Source organism: Pseudomonas sp. PDM27 (genome assembly GCF_019219205.1).
GTDB classification, from domain to species: Bacteria; Pseudomonadota; Gammaproteobacteria; order Pseudomonadales; family Pseudomonadaceae; genus Aquipseudomonas; species Aquipseudomonas laurylsulfatiphila.
The window spans coordinates 91,963-118,386 of the sequence record NZ_JAHUWF010000014.1; the positions used below are offsets into that span (position 1 = coordinate 91,963).

The 26,424-nt window shown below is 59.1% G+C and carries 31 protein-coding genes; 22 read left to right on the forward strand and 9 right to left on the reverse strand.

The genetic code is table 11. The features are described 5' to 3' along the window. Window positions 1-4 precede the first annotated feature (4 nt). Window positions 5-901: a LysR substrate-binding domain-containing protein gene (locus tag KW838_RS24730; protein ID WP_218503832.1), complete on the reverse strand. Its 897-nt coding sequence runs from the start codon at window positions 899-901 to the stop codon at window positions 5-7. 107 nt (window positions 902-1,008) lie between these two features. On the opposite strand from KW838_RS24730, the gene KW838_RS24735 reads away from it, so the two are divergent. The 8 genes from KW838_RS24735 (at window position 1,009) to rpoS (ending at window position 8,142) form a co-directional block, all read left to right on the forward strand. Next, window positions 1,009-2,121, forward strand: a complete 1,113-nt coding sequence (locus KW838_RS24735; RefSeq protein ID WP_218503833.1) for an S-(hydroxymethyl)glutathione dehydrogenase/class III alcohol dehydrogenase — start codon at window positions 1,009-1,011, stop codon at window positions 2,119-2,121. 8 nt (window positions 2,122-2,129) lie between these two features. Beyond that, a complete protein-coding gene (gene fghA / locus KW838_RS24740) occupies window positions 2,130-2,975 on the forward strand; it encodes an S-formylglutathione hydrolase (RefSeq protein ID WP_218503834.1) in 846 nt (281 codons plus the stop codon). A 43-nt stretch (window positions 2,976-3,018) separates the two neighbouring features. Continuing rightward, the gene (gene ispF / locus KW838_RS24745; RefSeq protein ID WP_007970721.1) at window positions 3,019-3,492 is read left to right on the forward strand and encodes a 2-C-methyl-D-erythritol 2,4-cyclodiphosphate synthase; all 474 of its coding nucleotides are present in this window, start codon (window positions 3,019-3,021) and stop codon (window positions 3,490-3,492) included. Next, window positions 3,489-4,547 (forward strand): tRNA pseudouridine(13) synthase TruD, encoded by a 1,059-nt coding sequence (gene truD / locus KW838_RS24750; protein WP_102699367.1) that lies wholly within the window; start codon window positions 3,489-3,491, stop codon window positions 4,545-4,547. Before ispF ends, truD begins: the two co-directional genes overlap by 4 nt. After that, window positions 4,535-5,284, forward strand: a complete 750-nt coding sequence (surE, locus tag KW838_RS24755) for a 5'/3'-nucleotidase SurE (protein WP_102699366.1) — start codon at window positions 4,535-4,537, stop codon at window positions 5,282-5,284. Before truD ends, surE begins: the two co-directional genes overlap by 13 nt. A 41-nt stretch (window positions 5,285-5,325) precedes the next feature. Continuing rightward, on the forward strand, window positions 5,326-5,961 hold the full coding sequence (locus KW838_RS24760) for a protein-L-isoaspartate(D-aspartate) O-methyltransferase (RefSeq protein ID WP_172435346.1): 636 nt from the start codon (window positions 5,326-5,328) through the stop codon (window positions 5,959-5,961). Window positions 5,962-6,172: 211 nt separating this feature from the next. After that, window positions 6,173-7,030, forward strand: a complete 858-nt coding sequence (locus KW838_RS24765; protein ID WP_218503835.1) for a peptidoglycan DD-metalloendopeptidase family protein — start codon at window positions 6,173-6,175, stop codon at window positions 7,028-7,030. Between the two features lie 104 nt (window positions 7,031-7,134). After that, window positions 7,135-8,142 (forward strand): RNA polymerase sigma factor RpoS, encoded by a 1,008-nt coding sequence (rpoS, locus tag KW838_RS24770; protein WP_007990225.1) that lies wholly within the window; start codon window positions 7,135-7,137, stop codon window positions 8,140-8,142. Between the two features lie 471 nt (window positions 8,143-8,613). Here rpoS and fdxA read toward each other — a convergent pair whose 3' ends face one another. Continuing rightward, window positions 8,614-8,937: a ferredoxin FdxA gene (gene fdxA / locus KW838_RS24775; protein ID WP_007970729.1), complete on the reverse strand. Its 324-nt coding sequence runs from the start codon at window positions 8,935-8,937 to the stop codon at window positions 8,614-8,616. 142 nt (window positions 8,938-9,079) lie between these two features. After that, window positions 9,080-11,659 (reverse strand): DNA mismatch repair protein MutS, encoded by a 2,580-nt coding sequence (mutS, locus tag KW838_RS24780; RefSeq protein ID WP_218476639.1) that lies wholly within the window; start codon window positions 11,657-11,659, stop codon window positions 9,080-9,082. A 211-nt stretch (window positions 11,660-11,870) separates the two neighbouring features. Between mutS and KW838_RS24785 the strand changes: the two genes are divergently transcribed. The 9 genes from KW838_RS24785 to recX all read left to right on the forward strand — a co-directional run bounded on the left by KW838_RS24785 (window position 11,871) and on the right by recX (window position 17,566). Further along, a complete protein-coding gene (locus KW838_RS24785) occupies window positions 11,871-12,605 on the forward strand; it encodes an XRE family transcriptional regulator (protein WP_102699411.1) in 735 nt (244 codons plus the stop codon). 407 nt (window positions 12,606-13,012) lie between these two features. Then, complete coding sequence (locus KW838_RS24790) at window positions 13,013-13,201, forward strand: Com family DNA-binding transcriptional regulator (protein WP_218503870.1); 189 nt, start codon at window positions 13,013-13,015, stop codon at window positions 13,199-13,201. A gap of 10 nt (window positions 13,202-13,211) precedes the next feature. Next, a complete protein-coding gene (locus KW838_RS24795; protein WP_218503836.1) occupies window positions 13,212-13,790 on the forward strand; it encodes a DUF642 domain-containing protein in 579 nt (192 codons plus the stop codon). 123 nt (window positions 13,791-13,913) lie between these two features. Continuing rightward, window positions 13,914-14,261, forward strand: a complete 348-nt coding sequence (locus KW838_RS24800) for a phage holin family protein (RefSeq protein WP_116583011.1) — start codon at window positions 13,914-13,916, stop codon at window positions 14,259-14,261. 23 nt (window positions 14,262-14,284) lie between these two features. Further along, on the forward strand, window positions 14,285-14,848 hold the full coding sequence (locus KW838_RS24805) for a glycoside hydrolase family 19 protein (RefSeq protein ID WP_218503837.1): 564 nt from the start codon (window positions 14,285-14,287) through the stop codon (window positions 14,846-14,848). Then, a complete protein-coding gene (locus KW838_RS24810) occupies window positions 14,830-15,369 on the forward strand; it encodes a lysis system i-spanin subunit Rz (RefSeq protein WP_102699349.1) in 540 nt (179 codons plus the stop codon). The genes KW838_RS24805 and KW838_RS24810 overlap by 19 nt, the downstream gene beginning before the upstream one ends. A 78-nt stretch (window positions 15,370-15,447) precedes the next feature. Further along, window positions 15,448-15,948: a CinA family protein gene (locus tag KW838_RS24815; protein WP_007971146.1), complete on the forward strand. Its 501-nt coding sequence runs from the start codon at window positions 15,448-15,450 to the stop codon at window positions 15,946-15,948. Window positions 15,949-16,031: 83 nt separating this feature from the next. Next, the gene (recA, locus tag KW838_RS24820) at window positions 16,032-17,090 is read left to right on the forward strand and encodes a recombinase RecA (RefSeq protein WP_007971148.1); all 1,059 of its coding nucleotides are present in this window, start codon (window positions 16,032-16,034) and stop codon (window positions 17,088-17,090) included. Between the two features lie 8 nt (window positions 17,091-17,098). Beyond that, window positions 17,099-17,566 carry a recombination regulator RecX gene (gene recX, locus KW838_RS24825; RefSeq protein ID WP_095965054.1) on the forward strand — a complete coding sequence of 156 codons (468 nt, stop codon included), beginning with the start codon at window positions 17,099-17,101 and terminating at the stop codon, window positions 17,564-17,566. Between the two features lie 45 nt (window positions 17,567-17,611). Here the strand turns inward: recX and KW838_RS24830 are convergent, their stop codons facing one another. Beyond that, a complete protein-coding gene (locus KW838_RS24830) occupies window positions 17,612-18,730 on the reverse strand; it encodes a TIGR00730 family Rossman fold protein (protein ID WP_102699348.1) in 1,119 nt (372 codons plus the stop codon). A gap of 480 nt (window positions 18,731-19,210) precedes the next feature. On the opposite strand from KW838_RS24830, the gene KW838_RS24835 reads away from it, so the two are divergent. Then, on the forward strand, window positions 19,211-19,405 hold the full coding sequence (locus KW838_RS24835) for a hypothetical protein (protein WP_102699347.1): 195 nt from the start codon (window positions 19,211-19,213) through the stop codon (window positions 19,403-19,405). Here KW838_RS24835 and KW838_RS24840 read toward each other — a convergent pair whose 3' ends face one another. Continuing rightward, window positions 19,406-19,834: a PA3611 family quorum-sensing-regulated virulence factor gene (locus KW838_RS24840; protein WP_102699346.1), complete on the reverse strand. Its 429-nt coding sequence runs from the start codon at window positions 19,832-19,834 to the stop codon at window positions 19,406-19,408. It abuts the gene before it with no gap. 188 nt (window positions 19,835-20,022) lie between these two features. Between KW838_RS24840 and KW838_RS24845 the strand changes: the two genes are divergently transcribed. The 3 genes from KW838_RS24845 (at window position 20,023) to KW838_RS24855 (ending at window position 22,090) form a co-directional block, all read left to right on the forward strand. Beyond that, window positions 20,023-20,781 carry a tRNA-uridine aminocarboxypropyltransferase gene (locus KW838_RS24845; RefSeq protein WP_102699345.1) on the forward strand — a complete coding sequence of 253 codons (759 nt, stop codon included), beginning with the start codon at window positions 20,023-20,025 and terminating at the stop codon, window positions 20,779-20,781. 218 nt (window positions 20,782-20,999) lie between these two features. Continuing rightward, window positions 21,000-21,650 carry a response regulator transcription factor ErdR gene (gene erdR, locus KW838_RS24850; protein ID WP_102699344.1) on the forward strand — a complete coding sequence of 217 codons (651 nt, stop codon included), beginning with the start codon at window positions 21,000-21,002 and terminating at the stop codon, window positions 21,648-21,650. A gap of 77 nt (window positions 21,651-21,727) precedes the next feature. Continuing rightward, complete coding sequence (locus tag KW838_RS24855; protein WP_015093791.1) at window positions 21,728-22,090, forward strand: diacylglycerol kinase; 363 nt, start codon at window positions 21,728-21,730, stop codon at window positions 22,088-22,090. Here KW838_RS24855 and KW838_RS24860 read toward each other — a convergent pair. Beyond that, complete coding sequence (locus tag KW838_RS24860; protein ID WP_033047456.1) at window positions 22,087-23,013, reverse strand: LysR family transcriptional regulator; 927 nt, start codon at window positions 23,011-23,013, stop codon at window positions 22,087-22,089. The two genes, KW838_RS24855 and KW838_RS24860, sit on opposite strands and share 4 nt — an antisense overlap. A gap of 145 nt (window positions 23,014-23,158) precedes the next feature. Between KW838_RS24860 and fpr the strand changes: the two genes are divergently transcribed. Next, entirely contained in the window at window positions 23,159-23,938 is a 780-nt protein-coding gene (gene fpr / locus KW838_RS24865) for a ferredoxin-NADP reductase (protein ID WP_003443014.1), read from the forward strand. Between the two features lie 140 nt (window positions 23,939-24,078). On the opposite strand, the gene tsaA is transcribed toward fpr, so the two are convergent. The 3 genes from tsaA to KW838_RS24880 form a co-directional block, all read right to left on the reverse strand. After that, complete coding sequence (gene tsaA, locus KW838_RS24870) at window positions 24,079-24,780, reverse strand: tRNA (N6-threonylcarbamoyladenosine(37)-N6)-methyltransferase TrmO (RefSeq protein WP_102699343.1); 702 nt, start codon at window positions 24,778-24,780, stop codon at window positions 24,079-24,081. Between the two features lie 185 nt (window positions 24,781-24,965). Further along, window positions 24,966-25,736 (reverse strand): SDR family oxidoreductase, encoded by a 771-nt coding sequence (locus KW838_RS24875; RefSeq protein WP_218503838.1) that lies wholly within the window; start codon window positions 25,734-25,736, stop codon window positions 24,966-24,968. Between the two features lie 210 nt (window positions 25,737-25,946). Next, entirely contained in the window at window positions 25,947-26,417 is a 471-nt protein-coding gene (locus KW838_RS24880) for a DUF1456 family protein (RefSeq protein ID WP_007971161.1), read from the reverse strand. Window positions 26,418-26,424: the final 7 nt, after the last annotated feature.

Below are 26,424 nucleotides of genomic sequence, written 5' to 3' on the forward strand. Positions count from 1 at the left end.
CCAGTTAGCTTCGGTATTCCGGCCTTTCAGCCAACCCCTCCTTCAAAAAATCCACCAACTTGCGCACCTTCGGCGACAAATGCCGCTGCTGTGGATAAAGAGCCCAAACCGCAGTGTTCGGTGGTTGATGCGCTTCCAGCAACGAAATCAATGCGCCGCTCTTCAAATGCTCCAGCACGTAATAGTCCGGCAACTGACACAACCCCACGCCCTGTAGCGCCGCGTCCAGTACGGCTTGCCCACTGTTGCAGCGCCAATTTCCCTGGACTCGCTGGGAAAACTCCCGCCCGTTCTGCTCCAGTTGCCAGAGATCCGAACTGCCGATAAGGCAGTTGTGGCGACTGAGTTCCGACAGGCTGTGCGGTCGGCCGTAGCGCTCAAGGTAGGAGGGTGATGCGCAGAGAAACATGCGCCGTGGCGCGAGGCGAGTGGCAACCAGCCGTGAATCCTGCAAGCGCCCGAGGCGGATCGCCAGATCGAGACCATCATGTACCAGGTCGAGTTGCCGGTTGGTCAATTCGATATCGATGCGCAGCTGCGGATACAGCCCCATGAAACGGGTCACCAGCGGCACGATGAAGCGTTCACCGTAAGCCACGGCGCACGTCATGCGCAGCATGCCTTTGGGCTCGCTGGTCAAGTCGCCTACCGCGCGCAGGGCCTCTTCGCGGCCGTCCTGCAAGCGTTGGCAATGTTGCAGGAACGTTTGCCCGGCCTCGGTCAGCGCGACCCGGCGGGTGCTGCGGTAGAGCAAACGGGTTTGCAGGCGCTCTTCGAGGCGTACGATTTGTCGACTGATATGGGAGGACGAAACCCCCAGACGTTCCGCCGCAGCGGTGAACTGGTTGCACTCGGCAACGGCGACAAACTCGTCGATCCCTTCCCAGCGGTTTTCGGACATCGATGATTATCCCTGTGTGGCAATAATATTTTGCATTTGCGTCGATTATTCATCGATGGGCCGTGTATTACACTCCCTGTCTCGTTTTTATTCACTGGAGAGCCATCATGATCAAGTCGCGCGCCGCCGTTGCCTTCGAGGCCAAGAAACCCCTCGAAATCGTTGAAGTCGATGTCGCCATGCCCAAGGCCGGCGAAGTCTTGCTGCGCGTGGTGGCCTCCGGTGTCTGCCATACCGATGCCTACACCTTGTCCGGCGCTGATCCGGAAGGCATCTTCCCGTCGATCCTCGGTCACGAAGGCGGGGCGATCGTTGAAGCCATCGGCGAGGGTGTGACCTCCGTGGCGGTAGGCGACCATGTGATCCCGCTGTACACCCCGGAATGTCGCCAGTGCAAATTCTGCCTGTCGGGCAAGACCAACCTCTGCCAGGCGATTCGTTCGACCCAGGGCAAAGGCTTGATGCCGGACGGCACTTCGCGTTTTTCCTACAAGGGCGAAACGATTTTCCACTACATGGGTACTTCGACCTTCTCCGAGTACACCGTGCTTCCGGAGATTTCCGTTGCGAAAATCGCCAAGGAAGCGCCACTGGAAAAAGTCTGCCTGCTGGGCTGCGGTGTCACTACCGGTATCGGCGCCGTGCTCAACACCGCCAAGGTAAAACCGGGTGATACCGTGGCCATTTTCGGCCTCGGCGGCATCGGTCTGTCGGCTGTGATTGGCGCGGTCAAAGCCAAGGCTGCGCGTATCATCGCCATCGACATCAACCCGGCGAAGTTCGAAATCGCCAAGCAGCTGGGTGCAACCGATTGCGTGAACCCGAAGGACTTCGATCGTCCGATCCAGGAAGTCATCGTCGACATGACCGATGGCGGCGTCGACTTTTCCTTCGAGTGCATCGGCAACGTGCAACTGATGCGCGCGGCCCTGGAGTGCTGCCACAAGGGTTGGGGCGAGTCGGTCATCATCGGTGTTGCCGGTGCTGGTCAGGAAATCTCCACCCGTCCGTTCCAGCTGGTCACCGGCCGCGTCTGGCGCGGTTCGGCGTTCGGCGGTGTGCGTGGCCGTACAGAGTTGCCAAGCTATGTGGAAATGGCCGAGACCGGTGAGATTCCGCTGGATACCTTCATCACCCACACCATGGGCCTGGAAGATATCAACAAGGCGTTCGACCTGATGCATGAAGGAAAAAGCATCCGCTCCGTCATCCATTTCTGAGGTCTGTCATGAGCCTGGAAAACATCTCCTGCCAGAAAAGCTTCGGTGGCTGGCACAAACGCTATCGCCATCGCTCGCAAGTGCTCGGCTGCGACATGGTGTTCGCCGTCTATTTGCCGCCGCAGGCGGAGCAGGGCGGCAAGCTGCCGGTGTTGTACTGGTTGTCCGGCCTGACCTGCACCGACGAGAACTTCATGCAGAAGGCCGGCGCCATGCGCATGGCCGCCGAATTGGGGCTGATCATCGTCGCACCGGACACCAGCCCTCGCGGTCCTGATGTGCCCGGCGATCCGGATGGGGCCTGGGACTTTGGCCTCGGCGCCGGGTTTTATCTGAATGCCACGCAGGAACCCTGGTCGCGACACTATCGGATGCATGACTACGTTGTGCAGGAATTGCCGACATTGGTTGAAGCCCATTTCCCGGCGTCGGACAAACGCGGCATCAGCGGACATTCCATGGGCGGCCATGGCGCGCTGGTCTGTGCTTTGCGCAACCCGGGGCGTTATCGTTCGGTATCGGCGTTCTCGCCCATCAACAATCCGATGGATTGTCCGTGGGGGCAGAAAGCTTTCTCCCGCTATCTGGGAGAGGATCGGTCGAAATGGCGTGAATGGGATGCCTGCGCGTTGATTGCCGAGGCCGATGAAAAGCTGCCGCTGCTGGTCGATCAGGGTGATCGTGACGATTTTCTCGCCACCCAGCTCAAGCCTGAAGCCTTGCAACAGGCGACGAAACTGGCCGGTCATCCGCTGACGTTGCGCCTGCAGCCCGGCTATGACCACAGCTATTTCTTCATCGCCAGTTTCATCGATGAGCACTTGGGGCATCACGCGCATGCTCTGGCTGGCTAATGCAGGTAGAATCACGCCCTGACAAAAATCGGGGCGTTTTTTTATGCGTATTGGCCACGGCTATGATGTGCACCGTTTCGCTGAAGGCGATTTCATCACTCTGGGCGGCGTGCGCATTGCACACAGCTTCGGGCTGCTCGCCCACTCTGACGGTGACGTCCTGTTGCACGCCTTGAGCGATGCCTTGCTCGGCGCCGCAGCGCTGGGCGACATCGGCAAGCATTTCCCGGATACCGACCCGCAATTCAAGGGCGCCGACAGCCGTGCGCTGTTGCGTCACGTCGTCGCGCTGGTCCATGCCAAGGGCTGGAAAGTCGGCAACGTCGACAACACCATCGTCGCCCAGGCGCCGAAAATGGCCCCGCATATCGAATCGATGCGCGCGCTGATTGCCGCGGATCTTCAAGTAGAGTTGGATCAAGTGAACGTGAAAGCTACCACCACCGAAAAGCTCGGCTTTGTCGGTCGCGAAGAAGGCATTGCCGTGCACTCTGTTGCCTTGTTGCTGCGCGCATGAACGAAATGCAATTGCTCGGCCCGCGGGCTTACGGTGAGGCCCTCGGCACGGCGGTCCTGAAGGCGATCGCGGAAGATTTCCAGGTCGACGAAGTCCTCGACATTCCCCTCAGTGGCGAAGGCGAACACCTGTGGATCTGGGTGGAAAAGCGCGGCCTGAATACTGAAGAAGCGGCGCGACGGATTGCCAAGGCTGCGGGTGTGCCGTTGCGTACCGTCAGTTATGCCGGGCTCAAGGACCGTCAGGCGTTGACTCGCCAGTGGTTCAGCGTGCAGCTGCCGGGCAAGGCCGATCCTGATCTGGCAGCCGCGGAAAACGATACGCTGAAGATCCTCAAGACCGCCCGCCACAAGCGCAAATTGCAACGTGGCGCGCACTCGGCCAACGGCTTCACCTTGCGCCTGACGCAATTCGCCGGTGACAAGCCAGCGCTTGAAGAGCGCCTGCAACTGATCGCCAAACAAGGCATCCCCAATTATTTCGGCGCCCAGCGTTTCGGCCATGACGGCGGCAACGTCGTCGATGCTCGTGCCTGGGCCGCGCGCAAGGCCTTGCCGGAGCAGCGCAACGTGCGCTCGCGGCTGCTCTCCACGGCGCGCAGTTTTCTGTTCAACCAGGTATTGGCCGCACGTGTCGCCGACGGCACCTGGCAGCGTGCCCAGGTGGGCGATCTGCTGGCGTTCACCGACAGCCGCAGCTTTTTCCCGGCAGGCGAAGCCGAGTGCAGCGACCCGCGCCTGGCGATTCTCGATCTGCACCCGACCGGTCCGCAGTGGGGCGAAGGTGACTCGCCGGCCACGGGGGTTGTCCATGAACTGGAGCAGGCCATCGCCACACGCGAAGCGGATTTGCGTGATTGGCTGATCAACGCCGGTATGAGCCACGAACGTCGCATCCTGCGGCTGCCCATTGGCGGGTTGACGTGGCATTATCCCGAACCTGACATTCTGCAACTGGAATTCGTCCTGCCGGCCGGATGCTTCGCCACCGTATTGGTGCGAGAGCTTGTTGATCTGGTGCCGGTGGGGCAGACGGACAGCCCATGCGTATTCTGATTTCTAACGACGATGGGGTAACAGCACCCGGTCTCGCCGCGCTTTATGCTGCGCTGGCGGATTACACCGAGTGCGTGGTTATCGCCCCGGACCAGGACAAGAGCGGCGCCAGCAGTTCGCTGACGCTCGATCGTCCGTTGCACCCGCAAACCCTGGCCAACGGCTTTATCAGCCTCAACGGCACGCCAACCGATTGTGTGCACCTGGGCCTCAACGGCCTGCTGGAGCGCGAAGCGGACATGGTGGTTTCCGGTATCAACCTGGGCGCGAACCTGGGGGACGATGTCCTGTATTCCGGCACGGTGGCGGCGGCCCTTGAGGGGCGTTTCCTGAAACACCCTTCGTTTGCCTTTTCGCTGGTCTCACGCCAGGTGGAGAACCTTCCCACAGCTGCCCATTTCGCGCGCAAACTGGTTGAAGCCCATGCTGACCTGGATCTGCCACCGCGAACGGTACTGAATGTGAACATTCCCAATTTGCCGCTGGACCGTATCCGCGGTATCCAGTTGACTCGCCTGGGGCATCGCGCCCGAGCCGCAGCACCGATGAAGGTGGTAGATCCGCGGGGCAAGTCCGGTTACTGGATCGCCGCGGCCGGGGATGCCGAGGACGGTGGACCGGGTACCGATTTCCATGCAGTGATGCAGGGTTATGTGTCGATCACGCCGCTGCAACTGGATCGCACCTTCAATGATGCCTTCAGAAGTCTGGACGGCTGGCTGGAGGGGCTGCGCTGATGGGTCGCGAACAAGACGATATGCTGCGACGCGGCATCGGCATGACCTCCCAGCGAACCCGGGAGCGGCTGATTCAGCGCCTGTACGAAGAAGGCATTTCCAACGCCAGGGTGCTGGAGGTCATTCGCCGAACCCCGCGCCACCTGTTCGTCGACGAAGCGCTGGCGCACCGTGCCTATGAAGACACCGCGCTGCCGATTGGCAACAACCAGACCATCTCCCAGCCTTATATGGTGGCGCGCATGAGCGAGCTGCTGCTGGAGGCCGGTCCCCTCGACAAGGTGCTGGAAATCGGCACCGGGTCGGGTTATCAGACGGCTGTGCTGTCGCAACTGGTCGAGCGTGTGTTCTCGGTCGAGCGCATCAAGGTTTTGCAGGATCGGGCAAAGGAGCGTCTGGTCGAACTGAACCTGCGCAACGTGGTGTTCCGCTGGGGCGATGGTTGGGAAGGCTGGCCGGCACTGGCGCCGTACAACGGGATTATCGTCACCGCCGTGGCGACCGACGTGCCCCAGGCATTGCTTGACCAGTTGGCACCCGGAGGTCGAATGGTGATCCCGGTCGGGGCCGGCGAAGTCCAGCAATTGATGCTGATCATCCGCGAGGAACAAGGTTTTTCCAGGCATGTTCTGGGGGCTGTGCGCTTCGTGCCGTTGCTCAATGGGCCATTGGCCTGAGCATTTGTTTCGGCGCGCTGAATTCTCTTCGATTGCCTTTGTCTTACAGCGGCAGCGATTGCTTCAACGGGATTCATCTTCAGGCAGCAAACGTGTGCGCGACAGCGATTCGCCACATTAAAGGTAAAGCGTGCACGGCCCGTTATACTTGCGACAGTTCATGCCGGACTCCGGTATTTCACATTTTCAGCCACCACAGAGGGAGCGGCGGGTGAGTCTCACAGTCATTGCGCAGCGTATGAGTAAAACGAGCTTTCAGCGCCTGGTGACTGGCCTTGTCTTGAGCACATTGCTGGTCGGTTGTTCCAGCAACAAATCCAGTGATGTTCGTGTCGTGGATCGCAACAATGCCGCGACTCAGCGTCCGGCCGTGACCACCGGGCAATACGTGGTGCGTCCCAAGGACACCCTGTTTTCCATTGCCTTCCGTTACGGCTGGGACTACAAGGCCCTTGCGGCCCGAAACAATATTCCAGCGCCCTACACCATCCATCCGGGTCAGACGATTCGCTTTGATGGTCGTAACGATTCAACGTCGACGGCGGTGGTCAGTTCGTCCAGTTCAACACCTTCGTCGTCGAGTAAAACCACGGTCATCCGTCGTTCGGCAAACGGTACGACCACCAGCACAACGACGGTTGTACCGTCCGTCGCGAGCAAGCCTGCCCCCGCTCCGTTGCCTCCTCCGGGACCAGCCCCGACCGGCTGGGGATGGCCATCTAATGGCATTCTGATTGGAAAATTCTCTTCAAACGGTAGTTTGAATAAAGGAATTGATATCGCCGGAGATTTGGGACAGCCTGTTTTAGCTGCGTCTGATGGGACGGTGGTATACGCCGGGAGTGGCTTAAGGGGCTACGGCGAATTAGTGATCATCAAGCACAGTGAAACCTACGTCAGTGCCTACGGACATAACCGCAGGCTGTTGGTTCGGGAGGGGCAGCAGGTCAAGGTCGGACAGACAATTGCCGAAATGGGGTCAACGGGTACAGACCGGGTGAAACTGCATTTTGAGATTCGCCGCCAGGGTAAACCTGTAGATCCGCTGCAATTCCTGCCACGTCGTTGATCGCTTACCAGCCTGTTCCTCACGTAGAGGGGACAGGCTCCAGCGTTGCCAGGGAGAAAGGCGCCGCTTGAGCTTGAGGTCGAACTCACCAAAGGACTATAACAATGGCTCTCAGTAAAGAAGTGCCGGAGTTTGACATCGACGATGAGGTTCTCCTGATGGAGAGCAGCATCGATACGGATTCGATGTCGAATGATGAAGGGGCGGCTCCACCTTCCGTTCGTGCCAAATCCAAACACTCCGCATCGTTGAAACAACACAAGTACATTGACTACACGCGGGCACTCGATGCCACGCAGTTGTATCTCAATGAAATTGGTTTCTCTCCCCTGCTATCACCCGAAGAAGAAGTTCATTTTGCGCGCCTGTCGCAAAGTGGCGATCCGGCCGGGCGCAAGCGCATGATTGAAAGCAACCTGCGACTGGTGGTGAAAATCGCCCGACGCTATGTCAATCGTGGGCTGTCGCTACTGGACCTGATCGAAGAGGGCAACCTCGGCTTGATCCGGGCGGTGGAGAAGTTCGATCCGGAACGCGGCTTCCGCTTCTCGACCTACGCGACCTGGTGGATTCGCCAGACCATCGAACGCGCAATCATGAATCAGACCCGGACCATCCGGCTGCCGATCCATGTGGTCAAAGAGCTGAATGTGTACCTGCGGGCTGCGCGGGAACTGACGCAAAAACTCGACCATGAACCCTCACCCGAAGAAATCGCCAACCTGCTGGAAAAACCGGTGGGAGAGGTCAAGCGTATGCTCGGCCTTAACGAGCGGGTTTCCTCCGTCGACGTCTCGCTGGGACCGGATTCGGATAAAACCCTGCTCGACACCCTGACTGACGACCGCCCGACCGATCCATGCGAACTGTTGCAGGACGACGACCTGTCCCAGAGCATCGATCAATGGCTCTCGGAACTGACCGACAAGCAACGCGAAGTGGTTGTACGCCGCTTCGGCCTGCGCGGTCATGAAAGCAGCACCCTTGAAGACGTCGGCCTGGAAATCGGCCTGACCCGTGAGCGGGTCCGGCAGATTCAGGTGGAAGGCTTGAAGCGACTGCGCGAGATCCTGGAAAAAAATGGTCTGTCGAGTGAGTCGCTGTTCCAATAAGGCACTCACTGCGATGGCATGAAAAACCCCGACTGGCTCGGGGTTTTTTATTGCCAGGCCAGAAGACCGGATCCCCTCGGGATTTCGGTTTCGTGCTGTAAGCCCAGGCTTACACTTGCGTAAGTGTTCGTTATTTTTACACCCTGGCAATCGTCCATGTTGAACGCCTTTCGTTTTTATTTTTTTGATTTATAAGGCTATTTTTTATTATTAATGACGTGTGACAGTTGGATTACGCGCCAAGGGGCGATTGATCAGGGAGTGAAAAGCTCTAGTATTCAGGTTGTGTCAACGGACAGACACGTCCTTCAAGGATGAGGGGTAGGGAAATCGCAGGACGCGATTCATCAGGATGATGAAAGGGAACACAGGGAATAGGGAAAAAATGTGGGCGGGTCAAACCGCCCCTTTTTTTGCCCGCAGAAAAGCAAAAAGGCCCTTGTGGGGCCTTTTTCGCGAACGCGGGGGTAATCAGCGTTCGAGGTCTGCGATCTTGCCTGGCTTGCCATCCCATTCTGCGGAATCGGGCATTGGATCCTTGCGTTCGGTGATGTTTGGCCAGATGTCGGCCAACTCAGCGTTCAGCTCGATGAAGTTCTCCATGCCGGCCGGAACCTCATCTTCGGAGAAGATAGCCACGGCAGGGCATTCAGGTTCGCACAGCGCGCAATCGATGCACTCATCCGGGTGAATCACCAGGAAATTCGGGCCTTCGTAAAAGCAGTCCACCGGACAGACTTCTACGCAGTCGGTGTACTTGCACTTGATGCAGTTGTCGGTGACGACGAAGGTCATTTCTAATTTTCTCCTCAGGCGCGGCTTGCTGCGCCCCTTCTCGTAGGGGTCGCCAGGTTCGGGAGCGATAGTCTGCTGGCCAGGCTATTAGCCAGCAGCATCCCAAACCGCGCGAGATTCTAACAGCTTGCAAGCCGCTGCGTTAGATCCGTGTCTTTAGTGTATAGAGCAATTCGAGCGCACGGCGTGGTGTCATGTCGTCCAGATCGAGCTTGGCCAGGTCATCCAGCACCGGGTGAGGCAGACTGGCGAACATATCGCTTTGCTGTGGAGCCGCCGGTTTACCTTTGGCAGGTGCTGGCGACTCGTGGGGCAGGGCGGTGTCTTCCAGGCGGCTCAAATGCTCGCGGGCGCGGGTAATGACTTCAGTCGGTACGCCTGCCAGCTGTGCCACGGCCAGGCCATAACTCTGGCTGGCCGGGCCGGGCAGCACGTGGTGCAGGAACACGATGCGTTCATTGTGCTCGGTGGCATTGAGGTGCACGTTGGCCACCAGCGGCTGGGCCTCCGGCAGGACGGTCAGTTCGAAGTAGTGGGTGGCGAACAGCGTGTAGGCACGCAGATGCGCCAGGCGTTCGGCCGCCGCCCAGGCCAGCGACAGGCCATCGAAGGTGCTGGTGCCGCGCCCGACTTCGTCCATCAACACCAGGCTGCGCTCGGTGGCGTTGTGCAGAATGTTCGCGGTTTCGCTCATTTCCACCATGAAGGTCGAGCGCCCGCCGGCCAGGTCATCGCTGGAACCGATCCGGGTGAAGATGCGGTCGACCAGTGACAATTCGCAACTGGCCGCCGGCACGAAGCTGCCGATATGCGCCAGCAGCACAATCAGAGCGGTCTGGCGCATGTAGGTGGATTTACCGCCCATGTTCGGGCCGGTGATCACCAGCATGCGGGTGTTGTCGTCCAGGCTCAGGTCGTTGGCCACGAACGGCGTGGTGAGCACTTGCTCGACCACCGGATGGCGGCCCTGGCTGATGCGCATGCACGGCTCGCTGACGAAGCGCGGGCAGTTCAGGTCGAGGTTCAGTGCACGCTCGGCCAGGTTGCTCAAGACGTCCAGTTCGGCCAAGGCACCGGCGGTGTCCTGCAAGGGTGGCAGCTGGGCGATCAGGTCTTCGAGCAGTGCTTCGTACAGCATCTTCTCGCGGGCCAGGGCGCGGCTCTTGGCTGACAATGCCTTGTCTTCGAACGCCTTGAGTTCCGGCGTAATGAAACGCTCGGCACCTTTGAGCGTCTGGCGGCGAATATAGTCGGCCGGTGCCGACTCCGCCTGCTTGCTTGGCAACTCGATGAAGTAACCGTGAATGCGGTTGTAGCCGACTTTCAGGTGCGACAGGCCGGTGCGGGCCTTTTCCCGTGCTTCGAGGTCGATCAGGAATTGTCCGGCGTTTTCGCTGAGCGACTGCAGTTCGTCGAGTTCGCTGTCGTAGCCGGTTTTCAGCACGCCGCCGTCCCGAATGACCGCCGGCGGGTTGTCGATGATGGCCTTCTCCAGCAGTGCCGCCAGTTCCGGGTAGGTACTGGTGATGCTGGCGAGTTGCTGCAGGTGCGGGGCTTCGAGCTCTGTCATCGCCACTTGCAGTTCGGGCAGTGCGCCGAGGGCGTCACGCAAGCGGGCGAGGTCGCGCGGGCGGGCATTGCGCAGGCCGATCCGCGCAAGAATCCGCTCGATGTCGCCGATTTCCTTGAGCTGCGGTTGCAGTCTTTCGAAGCGGTAACCGTCGAGCAGGCACGTGATCGAGGTCTGACGCGCCAACAGCACCGTCAGATCGCGTAACGGGCGATTCAGCCAGCGGGTCAGCAGGCGGCTGCCCATGGCGGTCTGGCAACGGTCCACCACCGATTGCAGGGTGTTGTCGCGGCCCCCGGCCAGGTTGGTGTCGAGCTCCAAGTTGCGACGGCTGGCGCCATCGAGCACCACGGTGTCGTCCAGGCGTTCATGACGCAAGCTGCGCAAATGGGGCAGGGCGGTGCGCTGGGTTTCCTTGGCGTAGGCCAGCAGGCAACCGGCGGCGCCGATGGCCAGGGTCAGGTTTTCGCAGCCAAAGCCTTTGAGGTCCTGGGTCGAGAATTGCTGGCACAGGCTTTTGAGCGCCGAATCGCGCTCGAAATCCCACGGCGCACGACGACGCACACCACGGCGTTTTTCCGCCGGCAAATCCTTGGGCCAGTCGTCCGGGATCAGCAGTTCCACCGGGTTGACCCGCTCCAGCTCCGCCAGCAGGTTTTCCCAGCCCTTGATTTCCAGCACGCTGAAGTTGCCACTGGTGATGTCGAGCACCGCCAGGCCGAACAGACGCTCATCACCCAGAACGGCAGCGATCAGGTTGTCCCGACGCTCATCCAGCAGCGCCTCGTCACTCACCGTCCCCGGCGTGATGATGCGCACCACCTGCCGCTCCACGGGCCCTTTGCTGGTGGCCGGGTCACCGACCTGCTCGCAGATCACCACCGACTCGCCAAGCTTCACCAGTTTCGCCAGGTAACCCTCGGCGGCGTGGTAAGGAATCCCGCACATCGGAATCGCCTGCCCGGCCGACTGCCCACGGGCGGTCAGGGTGATGTCCAGCAACTTGGCGGCCTTCTTCGCGTCTTCATAGAAGATCTCGTAGAAGTCGCCCATGCGGTAGAACATCAGCTGGTCCGGGTGCTGGTTTTTCAGGCGCCAGTACTGCTGCATCATCGGGGTGTGGGAGGACAGGTCGGAGACGGCTTTATTCATCGGATTGTCAGGAAGCTCGTTGAAAGAGGTGGGGCAAAAGCGGGGCAACGGCCGGGCTTTTCCGCGATGGGCGCAAGGTTACCATGGGCGCTCTGCCCGACGCAGGCATCGCGGCCGGGTGACATCTTTTACGATGCAAAAAAGCAGGTTATGCATCGATCATGCAATTGGGCATTTGTCTTCTGCGAAAATAACCAGCACTATGCGCGTTATGCACAAACGCAACGTATCTACTGTCTTAAGAGCATTGCTCGACCAGCACGGGATCTCCCCCACGGAGCTTCACCGTCGTACCGGCGTGCCTCAATCCACGCTCTCGCGCATTCTCAGCGGGAAGATCGTCGATCCTTCGGATAAACATATTTCGAAGATCGCCGAGTACTTCTCCGTGAGCACTGACCAATTGCGGGGTCGCGCGGACGTCGTGCCCGCCGCCAATGCCGGTCGCGCTCCTGTGCATTCGGAACTCAAGGATATAAGCCTGTGGGACGACGATACCCCTGTCGATGACGACGAGGTGTCGGTCCCCTTTCTTCGCGAGGTTGAATTGGCCGCAGGATCGGGAAGATTCGTCATCGAAGAAAGCGAGCGCTCTAGCCTGCGCTTCGGCAAACGTAGCCTGCGCCATAACGGCGTACAGTTCGACCAGGCCAAGTGCGTGACAGTGCGGGGCAACAGCATGCTGCCGGTACTGCGCGATGGCGCCACGGTCGGGGTCAATGCTGGCAAGTGCGGCATTGGCGATATCGTTGACGGCGACCTTTATGCAATCAATCACAACGGCCAATTGCGGGTGAAGCAGCTGTATCGCCTGCCGACCGGGATTCGCCTGCGCAGCTTCAACCGCGACGAACATCCGGACGAGGACTACAGCTTCCAGGAAATCCAGGAAGAGCAGATTGTCATCCTCGGTCATGTCTTCTGGTGGGGCATGTACGCCCGCTAGCAACCGCTCTACTCGATAGAACCCGCTCACGAGCGGGTTTTTTTTCGCCTGCCAAAAGCTCGTCAAGACCTGTGTGACTGGGGCTTTAATGCGTTAACGCAAAACAAATGCATAAATAAATGCATTTGTGCATTGACTGTATATGCATCCATGCATATTCTTTGTCTCAAGCCGCTCGACAAAGCAGCTCGAAACGAAGCTCTTTAGTTCCACCACACAGGCAGCGATGAACCGGCCTTAACGGTTCAGAGGGTTGGCAACTGACCCGGGTGTGCAGCGTAAAGCACCAGAAGCAGTTATCCGGCGGGCAGGGACCGCGGTCGGGAAAAAACCAGGTGGGCACATACCGCCCCGGTTGCGCCGAAAGGCTGGCGCGAAGGCCCGACAGAAACTCAAAGGCAAAGCAGATGTTGAGAGATTGCAGATGTGGACATTGCCAAAAACTTCTTGCCCGGACGGGCGACTACACGGAACTCCAGATCAAATGTTCTCGATGCGGAACATTGAATCATGTGAAGGCCCTGAGCCTCGAGCGATCGCCTGTGAGCGACACGGAAGCTGTATCGACAGCTTTGATCAATCATTCCTCTCAATAGGTGAACACGCATGATCGAAATCAAAAAACACATTGCCCCGCTCTTGCTGACCGCTGCGCTACTTGGTTCCGGAGGTAGTGCGGTTGCGGCTAATCTCCTGGTCAATGGTAGCTTTGAACAACCTGGCTGCAGCACTACCTGTGTCCTTGATACCACAGCGCAAACAAACCTCATTACTGGCTGGACGACATTTCTGTCCGGTGTCGAGTACTTGACGCCCGCTGCAATCGCCGGTTCCACAGGTCCGGACGGCACTTCGATGGTTGACCTTGCGAATTACGTTTATCGCAATGGCGGGGGAATCCAGCAGAACTTTGCCACGGTGGTCGGGGCCAGGTATCGATTGACCTTCAGTGCGGGTAATTCGCGATACGCCAGCCGTGCTGGCGAGGGTGTTGTTCAGGTAAAGGTGGCTGGGGAAACCGTCAGCTTCAATACTCCGGTTGCCCAAGGTGTTGCGATCGAATGGGGCACCATCACTTACGATTTCACCGCCACCACCCCTCAAACGACGTTGGCCTTCTCTAACGAGCAGAACCCGTATGGCAATTACGCCTTCATCGACAATGTAGTCGTCGAGGCCCTGTAATTTTCAGCGGTGTTTTTCCATCCGCACCTGCGGTGACAACGTTGCGATTGCATGCGGCGCCGGGTCCCGGGCGCCGCTCTTCGCTTAATCCCTGCATTCATCAATCACCCCGGGAGGCGTGACATGACAAACGAGCATCAAGCGTTGCTGGACATTCCGATCTGGCTCGTCATCGTCCTCGCCTTGCTGGGCGGGGTGTCCGGCGAAATGTGGCGCGCTGACAAGGAAGGCGCCCGCGGCTGGTCGCTCTTACGGCGCCTGGCCCTGCGCTCCGGGGCCTGCATGATCTGCGGCGTCTCGGCGATCATGCTGTTGTACGCCGCTGGCATGTCGATCTGGGCAGCCTGTGCATTTGGATGTCTGACAGCGATGGCCGGTGCCGACGTGGCCATCAGGCTTTATGAGCGTTGGGCGGCCATGCGAATCGGTGTTGGCGATGTACCGCCGCAGGATAACCGCTCCGACAGATAATCATTAATAGTAGAGGTCAAACCATGTCGCTGACTGAACGGCAGCTTCTCAAAATCATGCCCGGCGCCCGCACCCAAGCGGGCGTTTTTATTTCCGCTCTCAAAATTGCCATGGCTAATCACCGCATCAATACACCCAAGCGCATCGCTGCGTTCCTCGCGCAAGTCGGTCATGAGTCCGGGCAGTTGCAGTACGTGCGGGAGTTGGGCAGCGATCAGTACCTGAGCCAGTACGATACGGGTGCCCTGGCTGTACGCCTGGGCAATACCGCAGAACCTGACCTCGACGGCCAGAAGTACCGCGGACGCGGTTTGATTCAGGTCACCGGTCGCAACAACTACCGTCAATGCAGCCTCGGCCTCTTCGGTGACGATCGCCTGCTGGCCTCGCCTGAACTGCTCGAGCAACCGCAATGGGCTGCCGAATCCGCTGCGTGGTATTGGGCGCAAAACGGTCTGAACGAATTGGCCGATCGCGACCAGTTCAACAGCATCACCCGCCGCATCAACGGCGGTTTGAATGGGCTGCAGGATCGCTTGCAGCTATGGGCGCGGGCGAGGGCAGTGTTATGTCAGCCTTCGGTTTGATTTCGGCGCCTTACCAAACGGCCGTTAGTGGTGTTTTGCTGATGATGCTGCTGGTGGGCGGCTCGGCGGCGCTGGCCTGGCGTATTCAGGATTGGCGCTATGCGGGGCGACTGGAAGAACAGGCCAGATTGCACCATGAAACGCTGAATCAACTGACCCTGGTTGCTCAAACCCAGAGGCAGGCGGAGCAGGACAAGCGCCTCTCCCTGGAGCAGCAATTGTCCACCAGCGAAAAAAAACATTACCGAGTGCTAAGCGATGTTCAACGTGATCAGGATCGCCTGCGCGATCGTCTTGCCACTGCCGATCTGCGCCTGTCAGTCCTCCTCGATGCAGGCGATGTTGCCCCCGACCGTGCAGTGCCAGGCACCTCCGGCCCCGGCGGCGTGGATCATGGCGCCGTACGCGCCCGACTTGACCCGGCGCATGCTCAACGAATTATCGCCATTACCGACGCCGGCGACCGCGGACTGATTGCCTTGCAGGCTTGTCAGGCTTATGTCAGAGCGCTTGCGCACTAACATTTTGATCGGTCCTGTCGCTTGCAAGTGCGGTCTGCTGGTGTACGGTTAACCCATCCCGCCCATCAGGAGATGACCGTGAAAGTAATTACCCAGCTCGCCGCTGACCTTGGCAGGCAATTGCAGATACTCAATGCCCACGTTTCCACGGCCGAGTCCTGCACCGGAGGCGGGATCGCCGAGGCGATCACCCGTATTCCGGGCAGCTCGGCGTGGTTCGAGGCCGGTTACGTCACCTATTCCAATCTGCAGAAGAACCTGCAACTGGATGTTCCTGTGGAGTTGTTCACCACGGTGGGGGCGGTCAGTCGCGAAGTGGTCGAAGCGATGGCCAGGGGCGCGCAGGAGAAAAGTCGCGCGTATTTTTCCGTGGCGGTCAGTGGTGTAGCCGGGCCGGACGGCGGTTCGCCGAGCAAGCCGGTGGGGACGGTTTGGCTGGCCTGGGGCGTGGGCGAGCGAGTGTTCAGCGAGTTGCAACACTTCGCCGGTGACCGCGACGAGGTGCGCCGACAAACGGTGAAGGCCGCGCTAGAGGGGCTGCTGCGCTATGCCGCGGCAGAAATCTCAAATCAGGGGTAGGCGATCCGGAATCGCTGTGGAATAATACTGGCTACTTATACAGGTGTTGGCCGTCAGGCCTTATTGATTACGTGAGGACTTTAATGGACGACAACAAGAAGAAAGCCTTGGCTGCGGCCCTGGGTCAGATCGAACGTCAATTCGGCAAGGGTGCCGTAATGCGTATGGGCGATCAGGACCGTCAGGCGATCCCGGCCATCTCCACTGGCTCTCTGGGTCTGGACATCGCTCTCGGCATTGGCGGCCTGCCAAAAGGCCGTATTGTTGAAATCTACGGTCCTGAATCTTCCGGTAAAACCACGCTGACCTTGTCGGTGATCGCCCAGGCTCAAAAAGCCGGCGCGACCTGCGCATTCGTCGACGCCGAACACGCCCTCGACCCTGAGTACGCCGGCAAGCTGGGTGTCAACGTCGACGACCTGCTGGTTTCCCAGCCGGACACCGGCGAGCAGGCCCTGGAAATCACCGACATGCTGGTGCGTTCCAACGCGGTTGACGTGATCATCGTCGACTCCGTGGCCGCCCTGGTGCCAAAGGCTGAAATCGAAGGCGAAATGGGTGACATGCACGTGGGCCTGCAAGCCCGCCTGATGTCCCAGGCGCTGCGTAAAATCACCGGTAACATCAAGAACGCCAACTGCCTGGTGATCTTCATCAACCAGATCCGCATGAAAATCGGTGTGATGTTCGGCAGCCCGGAAACCACCACCGGTGGTAACGCGCTGAAGTTCTACGCATCGGTTCGTCTGGACATCCGTCGTACCGGCGCGGTGAAGGAAGGTGATGAAGTCGTCGGTAGCGAAACCCGCGTCAAGGTCGTGAAGAACAAGGTGGCTTCGCCGTTCCGTCAAGCCGAGTTCCAGATTCTTTACGGTAAGGGCATCTACCTCAACGGTGAGATGATCGACCTGGGGGTTCTGCACGGTTTCGTCGAGAAGTCCGGCGCCTGGTATGCCTATGAAGGCACCAAGATCGGTCAGGGCAAGGCCAACTCGGCCAAGTTCCTGGCGGACAACCCGGAAGTCGCGGCAAAGCTGGAGAAGCAACTGCGTGACAAGCTCCTGTCCCCGGCATCCGTAGCAGACGCCAAAGCTTCTGCGGTCAAAGAGACCGAAGACGACCTGGTTGACGCTGATATCTGATCGAAGCGATGACCGCCGTACTCGATACGCTCGTCGCGGTGCGGCGAACCGCAATGGACCTGCTCGCACGACGCGAGCACGGTCGAGTCGAGCTGACGCGTAAACTGCGTCAGCGCGGCGCCCTCCCTGAAATGATCGAAACAGCACTCGACCGGTTGACGGAAGAGGGGTTGTTGTCTGAAACCCGTTACCTCGAAAGTTTTGTTTCCTACCGCGCCCGTTCCGGTTATGGCCCTTTACGCATTCGTGAAGAGTTGAGCCAGCGCGGCCTGCAGCGCACCGATATTGAACTTGCCCTGCGTGAGAGCGGTATCGACTGGCAGGAGCAGTTGGCCGATACCTGGCGACGTAAATTCTCCGGGCAATTGCCGGCAGATGTCCGGGAGCGAGCCAAACAAGGCCGATTCCTGGCGTATCGGGGATACTCCATGGAAATGATCAACCGCCTGTTCAGCGGTCGAGGGATGGACGACTGAACTGAAACGGCCCGCTATTTCGATAGCGGGCCGTTTTTTTATGCCTCACGTAACCTTTGACGGCTCCCGGGTGCGTTGTTGTGCCTGGGTTTTCGACTGTGCCCAGTTTTCCGGCAGGTTGATGTAGTCCACAAGTTCGCGCAGGCGGCCATGATTGCGGGCGTTGAAGTTGAAGACCAGTCGCGCCAGATGGCTGAATTCGGCTTCGTCGTGTTCCTCGCCGCTGTAAGTGTGCTGATGGAAATGATCACTCAGGCACAGGTCGGCGAAAGCCTCCTGCATATGTTCGAGTGCCTGGTCGTTGAGTGAGTGATTCATGCGAATCAGGAACTGATGCTTGAGCCAGCGACTGGAGTGGAAGTTGCTGTAGAACTGGTTGATGTGCTCTACCGCTTCTTCGACGTTGTAGACCAGTCTCACCAGCTTCATGTCAGTGGGCAGGATGTAATGGTTTTCCTCCAGTTGCTGGTGAATGAAGTCCAGTGCGCCTTGCCAGAATTTACCGCCCGGCGCATCGAGCAGCACCACGGGCACCAATGGACTCTTGCCGGTCTGGATCAGCGTCAGCACTTCCAGGGCTTCATCCAGCGTGCCAAAGCCGCCCGGGCACAGCACCAGGGCATCGGCTTCCTTGACGAAGAACAGCTTGCGGGTGAAGAAGAAATGGAAGGGCAGCAGGTTGGTCGTGCCGTCGACAGTGGGGTTGGCATGCTGCTCGAAGGGCAGGGTGATGTTGAACCCCAGGCTGTGTGTCAGGCCAGCTCCTTCGTGGGCGGCGGCCATGATGCCGCCACCGGCGCCGGTAATGACCATCATCTCCGAGCGCGCCAGAGCGGCGCCGAGTTCCCGGGCCATCCTGTAGAGCGGATGTTCCATGGGGGTACGGGCCGAGCCGAAAACAGTGACCTTGCGCCGTCCCTTGAATTGTTCGAGCACGCGGAAGGCCTGTTCCAGTTCGCGCAGGGCTTGCAAGGTGATTTTGGCATTCCAGCGGTTGTGGTCTTCCTGGGCCATGCGCAGCACGGTCAGGATCATGTCGCGGTAGATCGGGATGTTTGGGCTGTTGGGTGAAATCAGCTTGAGTTGTTCTTCGACCTTGCTGAGGAGGTCGTGGCCGCTTTCTTCAAAATGACGGCTCAGGAGGTCATTCGGTTGGTAAGGCATTCAACTTCTCCTTCTGCACAGAACCCTCGGCCCGACAACGTACGCCGGTGCCACGACACTTCATGTGTCGCTGTCTGCCCAGGCCCATGCCTGGGCGATCTACTTGACCCGAAAGGCATCGGATCATCCAAACAGGTTCTGTTTTTCCCTTGGATGAAAGAAACAATCGCACAACACGACAAGCGACGGCCAGCCCCTTTCCAGCCCTGAAAAAGTGAAGGTGGATACCTGAAATCTAGACCTTCACAATGATTTGCGCTGATTGATCATTGCGCCACAACGTCTTTGCTGGCAACCGCTTATTGACGATTTGCAAGGTGGTTTCACCGCTCGTCTGAACAGGCGTCGCCTGTGCCGCACTCTGATTTACTAAGTTACAGGTGCCACACGACAACTTTGCGTCAACGGCAGGACGCACGGTACATGCAGTTCAAGGATTTATCGCTCAAACATGAGTGAAGTGCAGGGAGGCGGGAAACCATGGCCAGAGTCATTCTGGAGGTCGATACGCAACTGTATCGATTGTTGAAGTCATCAGCCGAGGCCAATCATTTGAGCCTCGAAGAGGAGTGCTGCCGCCGTTTGCGTGGCGGCGAACGCCGTTCGCATTACTTGCAGGCGCTGCTGGCAGAACTGCGCGCCGAAGATGAACAGCGGCGCGCCAATTCCCGGTGATTACTTTTTCTTCTTGGCCGGTTGCAGGCAATCCGATTCCTGGAAGCTGGCGGAGCCGACCGGACGGTTGGTCTTCACCTCGGTGAAGTCGTAACGCATGATCGCGCCCTTGGCCATCAGCTTGCGAAACCCTTCGTTTCTGCAGACAGAAGCGCCCAGCTGGAAGTACACCGCCTTCGGGTCTGCACGCATCTTGTCGGCGTGGCTGCTCTGCACGCTCAGGTGGTTGATCAGCTGTTTGCCTTCAACGGTGTAGCCTTGATCGAGTATGTCTTCGTTGATCGCTCGAGGAGTGCCGACGCTGCTCTGGGTGGCGACGTTTTGCAGCATTTTGTTCAGTTCCGTGTCTTTCAAGGACGCAGCCTGGGCATTGAGGGACGACGCCAGCAAAATGGCCGCGGCCGCGGTAGGAACGATAAGGCGCAGCATGAAACTCTCCTGGTTCAGTGATGGGGCTTTGACCCGTCACGTGACTGTGCGTTCAGTGGCGGCGAATTATAGGGGAGGCGGGCTGGACGGTACAGGCTTGCGCCGGGCGGTCTGGTAAACTGCTGGCACTTTTTACCCTGTCGAGTGTGTTTCGTGTCGAGTTCCCTTCTCTGTGGGCGTTGCCCGTTATGAGCCCTACCCCCGCGCGCTTTGCCTTGAATGCCGTAGCCCGCTTGCGCGATCAGCGTGAGGAGGAGGGCATCAAGCCGATTCAGGCCCGTGGCTGGCGTGCGCCGCGTTGCCGTGACTGCCGGGTGATCGAGAGCCATTGCTTGTGCGCATGGCGTCCGCAGGTCGCGACCCGTTCCGGCGTGTGCCTGATCATGACCAACAAGGAAGTGTTCAAGCCGAGCAACACCGGTTGGCTGATCGCCGACGTGGTCCCTGACAACCACGCCTTCATCTGGTCCCGTACGGAGGTCGATCCGAAGTTGCTGGCGCTGTTGTCCGACCCGCAATGGCAGCCGTACCTGGTGTTTCCGGGTGAATATGTCGAGCCTGAGCGGGTGACAAACAGCGTGGATGTCGATGGCACGAAGCGTCCGTTGTTTATTCTGTTGGACGCGACCTGGACCGAGGCGCGAAAGATCTTTCGCAAGAGTCCCTATTTCGATCGATTGCCGATCCTCAGCCTGCTACCCGAAAAACTCTCGCGCTACCGGTTGCGCCGCTCGACCCGCAGCGAGCATCTGTGTACGGCGGAAGTGGCGGCGCTGTGTCTCGACCTTGCAGGCGATGTCGACGCAGCCTCGGCGCTGGATGCCTACTTTGATGTGTTCAGCCAGCATTACCTCGATGCCAAACATCAGTTGGACATGAACGTTTCGACCCCGGCGCATGCCGAGTTGATGCCCTATGTCCAGTCGGTCACTCCTTTGGTGGACTGATTGTCGCTCATACTGCAATAAACTGTACCGGGCATGCGGCTTGACCACCCCGGCTTCGCTGGGCATGCTTGGCGCCGATCAGGGTGCGGCCAGCGTTTGCAATGGCGTTTCTTGCGTTGAAACTGCCTGGTCAGTGCAGCTCCATGGCTGTGCCTTGAGGTGCTTTGGCGAGGTCCGAATGCATCGGGCGTCTCATGAAAAACAGGATCATTTGAAAAATGGCCACATACGAAATCCTGATTGCCGATGACCATCCGCTGTTTCGTAGTGCCTTGCATCAAGCGTTGACCCTGGGCCTTGGCCCGGATGTCCGTCTGGTGGAGGTAGCGAGCATTGCCGAACTGGAAGTCCGCCTGACGGAAAAGTCCGACTGGGATCTGGTACTGCTGGACCTGAACATGCCGGGGGCCTACGGTTTTTCCGGGCTGGTCCTGCTGCGCGGTCAGTACCCGCAGATTCCGGTGGTCATGGTCTCGGCCCAGGAAGAGCCGACCATCATGGTCAAGTCCCGTGAGTTCGGCGCCAGTGGCTTCATTCCCAAATCCAGCGACTTGGGTGTGATCCAGAAAGCCGTGCGTGCGGTCCTCGATGGCGATGTGTTCTGGCCACCGCAGGCGTTCGAAGCGGTCAGCGTTTCGGCAGAGGCCAAGGCGGCCAGCGAAGGCCTTGCCAGCCTGACTCCGCAGCAGTTCCGCGTGCTGACCATGGTCTGCGAAGGCTTGCTGAACAAGCAGATCGCCTACGAGCTGAGTGTTTCCGAGGCGACTATCAAGGCGCACGTGACCGCGATTTTCCGTAAACTGAATGTGCGGACCCGGACCCAGGCTGCGCTGCTCTTGCAACAACTTGAGTCAACTTCCAGCCATTAAAGGTTGGTTACTTCACGCTTTTTTGACTTTGGTTGAACTAGCTTTCCCACTTCCTTTTTTTGTCAGTTGCCCACTCTATGTCACCTTTCAAAGGCCAGACCGGTCTGAAACGAATCCTCAATGCCTCCGGTTATTCGCTGGACGGCCTGCGCGCAGCCTTCACCGGCGAAGCCGCCTTTCGGCAACTGGTATTGCTCAACGTCATCCTGATTCCCTTGTCGTTCTTCCTGAATGTCAGCCGGGTCGAACAGGCGTTGCTGATCGCGGTCTGCCTGTTGGCGTTGATCGTCGAGTTGCTCAATTCGGCGGTGGAAGCGGCCATCGACCGCATTTCCCTTGAACGGCACCCGCTATCCAAGAATGCCAAGGACATGGGCAGTGCCGCCCAGTTCGTGGCATTGAGCATGATTGCCCTGGTGTGGGCGGTCATCCTGCTCTAAGCGATCGTCGGCAGCACGATCTCGTCGCTGCGCTGAACCCCGGCGGTGAAGGCGCGGCACAGGTCGAGGAATTCGCGCATCGCCGAGGTCTGATATTTCTGTTTATGCCAGATGAAATAAAACTGTCGCGCCAGATCCAGATCCGGCGTTTCGACAGGCACCAGGCTGCCGCGGCGGAATGCGTCGCGCAACGCCAGCCGGGAAATGCAGCCAATCCCCAAACCTGACTCCACCGCGCGCTTGATCGCTTCGGTGTGCTCAAGCTCCAGACGGATATTCAAGGAAGAACGGTGATGGCGCATGGCTTGATCGAAGGTCAACCGTGTGCCGGAACCCTGCTCGCGCAAGATCCACGCTTCGTGGCTCAACTCGTCCATGGTGGCCGTGCCGCGCTTGGCCAGCGGATGCTGAGGGGCGCAAAACACCACCAGTTCGTCCTCGACCCAGCTTTGCACTTCGATGTCCGGGTGACTGCAGTCGCCTTCGATCAGACCCAGGTCAATTTCATAGTGAGCCACCTGCTGCACAATGTTGGCAGTGTTCTGCACGTGCAGCTTCACCTGGCTTTCCGGATGGCGCTGCATGAAGCTGCCGATCAGCAGGGTGGCCAGGTAATTGCCGATGGTCAGGGTCGCGCCAACGGCCAGCGAGCCGAAACCGGACTTGCCGTTGAGCAGGTCTTCGATTTCCTTGGCCTGATCCAGCAGGGCGACCGCTTGCGGCAAAAGTTGTTTACCGAGGGCGTTCAGGCTCAGCCGTTTGCCGGCGCGGTCGAACAGTTGGCAGCTGCACTGGCGCTCCAGTTCGGTGATCGAGGTGCTCGCCGCCGATTGCGAGAGGTTGAGCAGGCCCGCAGCACGGGACACGCTTTCCTGCTGGGCGACGGCGACGAATACTTGAAGTTGACGGAGAGTAAATCGCATATCGATATAACCGATAACCCTTATCTTAATAATCCATTTAACAGATATTGTCTCTGCCTTTAGAATGCGATGCAATTGCGCAGAGCTGGCTTTCTTGCAGAGCACACCGAACACGCGCAGACCAATCTCCAGGAGTCCCACGTACATGAGCAACATGAACCACGAGCGTGTCCTCAGTGTTCACCACTGGAACGACACTCTGTTCAGCTTCAAGTGCACCCGTGATCCGGGCCTGCGCTTCGAGAACGGTCAGTTCGTGATGATCGGCCTGCAACAACCCAACGGCCGCCCGCTTATGCGCGCTTACTCGATTGCCAGCCCGAACTGGGAAGAGCATCTCGAGTTCTTCAGCATCAAGGTGCCTGATGGTCCGCTGACTTCGCAGTTGCAGCATCTGAAGGAAGGCGACGAGATCATCATCAGCAAGAAGCCTACCGGCACGCTGGTACTGGACGACTTGAAGCCTGGCAAACATTTGTACCTGCTCAGCACCGGTACCGGTCTGGCGCCGTTCATGAGCGTCATCCAGGACCCGGAAACCTACGAGCGTTTCGAAAAAGTGATCCTGTGCCACGGCGTGCGTTACGTCAACGAAGTCGCTTACCGCGAGTTCATCACCGAGCACCTGCCGCAGAACGAGTTCTTCGGCGAAGCCCTGCGTGACAAGTTGATCTACTACCCGACCGTGACCCGCGAGCCGTTCGAGAACGAAGGTCGCCTGACCGACCTGATGCGCAGTGGCAAGCTGTTCAGCGACATCGGTCTGCCACCGATCAACCCGCAGGACGACCGCGCCATGCTGTGCGGCAGCCCGAGCATGCTCGACGAGACCAGCGAAGTGTTGAACAGCTTCGGCCTGAAAGTTTCGCCGCGGATGCGCGAGCCGGGTGACTACCTGATCGAGCGTGCGTTCGTAGAGAAATAAGCAACCTGCATCATTGAAAAGCCCGCGCTGCCTCAAGGCAACGCGGGCTTTTTGCTTTCATGTAGGAGCTGCCGCAGGCTGCGATCTTTTGATCTTGTTTTTAAAAATCAAAATCAAAAGATCGCAGCCTGCGGCAGCTCCTACAGGTGGGATGCGGGAATGACTTCCAGGACGCGGATCAGCTCCGGTGTCGGGTAATGCCAACGCACATCCAGATCCCAGAACTGCGCACCGTATTCCCGCTCGGGTGCAGGTATTTGATAGGCCGGGCGTGGATCCTGTGCCAGGCATTGCTCGATCAGCTCAACCAAGGGCTCTTCAAGGCGCTTGGCATGCTCGTGAGCCTGCAGCAGCGCTGTGTCCGTCCACTGCACGGGAATCAGCTGCGGCGCAGCGCTGGCGATGCTGTTGGTGGCTGTATCGATGATGTCGGCGTAGGGCACGTAGGGCTTGATATCGAGAATCGGCGTGCCATCCAGCAGGTCGATACCCGAGATCCACAGGCGGTTGGCTTCGACCCTGTCCAGTTTCACCACTGATTGCCCGATGCCATTGGGGCGGTGGGTGGCGCGGGTGGCGAACACGCCCATGGCTTTATTGCCGCCGAGGCGAGGAGGGCGGACCTTCAGGCGAGGCTTTTCCTCCAGAGCCTGGTGGAACAGGAACAGCAGCCACACGTGGCTGACCTGCTCCAGGCCCTGCACCGCGTCCCCTTGATCGAACGGAGCCACCAGTTCCAGCACCCCACGGGCGGCCGGGGCCAGTTGTGGCTGGCGCGGAATGGCGAACTTCTCCTTGAAGCAGGAGCGCACGAAGCCGATGGGGGAAACGCTGTAGGTCATGGTTTGAGGTCGAGGCGGAATGAAGGCAGGCATGATAACCCACACGACCTCTAGCCCGGTGGCACCTGTCAGTCCGTCATCGCGGGCAAGCCACGCTCCCACAGGTTTTGTGATGGACACAAAATTTGTGTGCGCTCTAGAACCCTGTGGGAGCGTGGCTTGCCCGCGATGGGCGCGCCGCCGATCTACAGACTGAATCCGCCGTCCAAAGGAATGATATTCCCGGTCATGTAAGCTCCTGCGGTGCTCGCCAGACTGATCGCCAGCGCCGCCATCTCTTCCTCGCGGCCCCAGCGCTTCATTGGAATCAGCGCCGTATCCTCAGCCAGTGCCTGTTCATCATCGCCAATGTGCCGGGTCATCTTGCTCGGAAAGCGACCCGGGGCGATCACATTGACATTGATGTGCTGTCCCACCAGTTCGCGCGCCAGAATCCTCGACAGTTGATGCAGCGCCGCCTTGCTCGGCCCGTAGGCATACGCCTGTTCGCCGAAGGATGAAATCCCGGCCACCGAACCAATGTTGATGATCCGCGCGGGATTCTGCGCTGAGCCGGCCTTGCGCAGCAGGGGCAGGAACTGCTGGATACAGTTGAATACCGATGTCACGTTGAGCTGCATGACTTTTTCCCAGCCCTTGATCGGGTAGCTCTCCAATGGTGCACCCCAGGTGGTGCCGGCATTGTTCACCAGGATGTCCAGATGGGAAATCTGCTCGCCCAGGCGTGTGGCCAGTTGCAGGACGCCCTCTTCGGTGGCGAGGTTGGCCACCATGGCGTGGCAGTGTCCAAGCGCTCCCAGTTCGTCGGCGGTTTGCCGACAGGCTTCGGCGTCCCGGGCGCAGACGTACACGGTGGCGCCCGCCTCGACGTAGGCCTTGGCGATCATCTTGCCGATACCACGGGTGCCGCCGGTCACCAGGGCGGTGCGGCCTTGCAGGGAAAAGTAGGGATGCATGGCGAATCCTGAGAGCTGAGGTCTTTACACCCTAGTCGTCAGCCGTTCGAAACGGAGCCACTATTTTTGCGCGGAATGAATGGCCATACGGCCAAGCCCTGAACCACCTGTGTAGGAGCTGCCGCAGGCTGCGATCTTTTGATTTTGATTTTTAAAAGCAAGATCAAAAGATCGCAGCCTGCGGCAGCTCCTACAGAGGGGCGCGGTGATTTATTGCGGGCGAACGCGCAGGGTCAGGCCCTTGAGGAAGTTGCGCAACAACTGGTCGCCGCACGGGCGATAGTTGGTGTGGCCGAACTTGCGGAACAGCGCGCTCAGCTCAGGCTTGGACACCGGGAACTCGGCAGCCTTGAGGATCGCGTGCATGTCGTCTTCTTTCAGTTCGAATGCGACCCGCAGCTTTTTCAGGATGATGTTGTTGGTCACCGGCACTTCGATCGGCTGCGGCGGACGGCTTTCGTCCTTGCCGCGCTTGAAGATCACCAGGCCGTCGAGGAAATGTGCCATGACTTCGTCGGGGCAGCGCACGAAGCCTTCCTCGTCTTCCTCTTTCTTGTCGAGATAGGTCACCAGGTCTGCCAGGGTCACGTCCAGGCCGCCGAGCTTGATGATCTCGATGACTTTCTTGTCGCTGATGTCGAGCATGTAGCGCACGCTGCGCAGTACGTCGTTATGGATCATGTGTGCG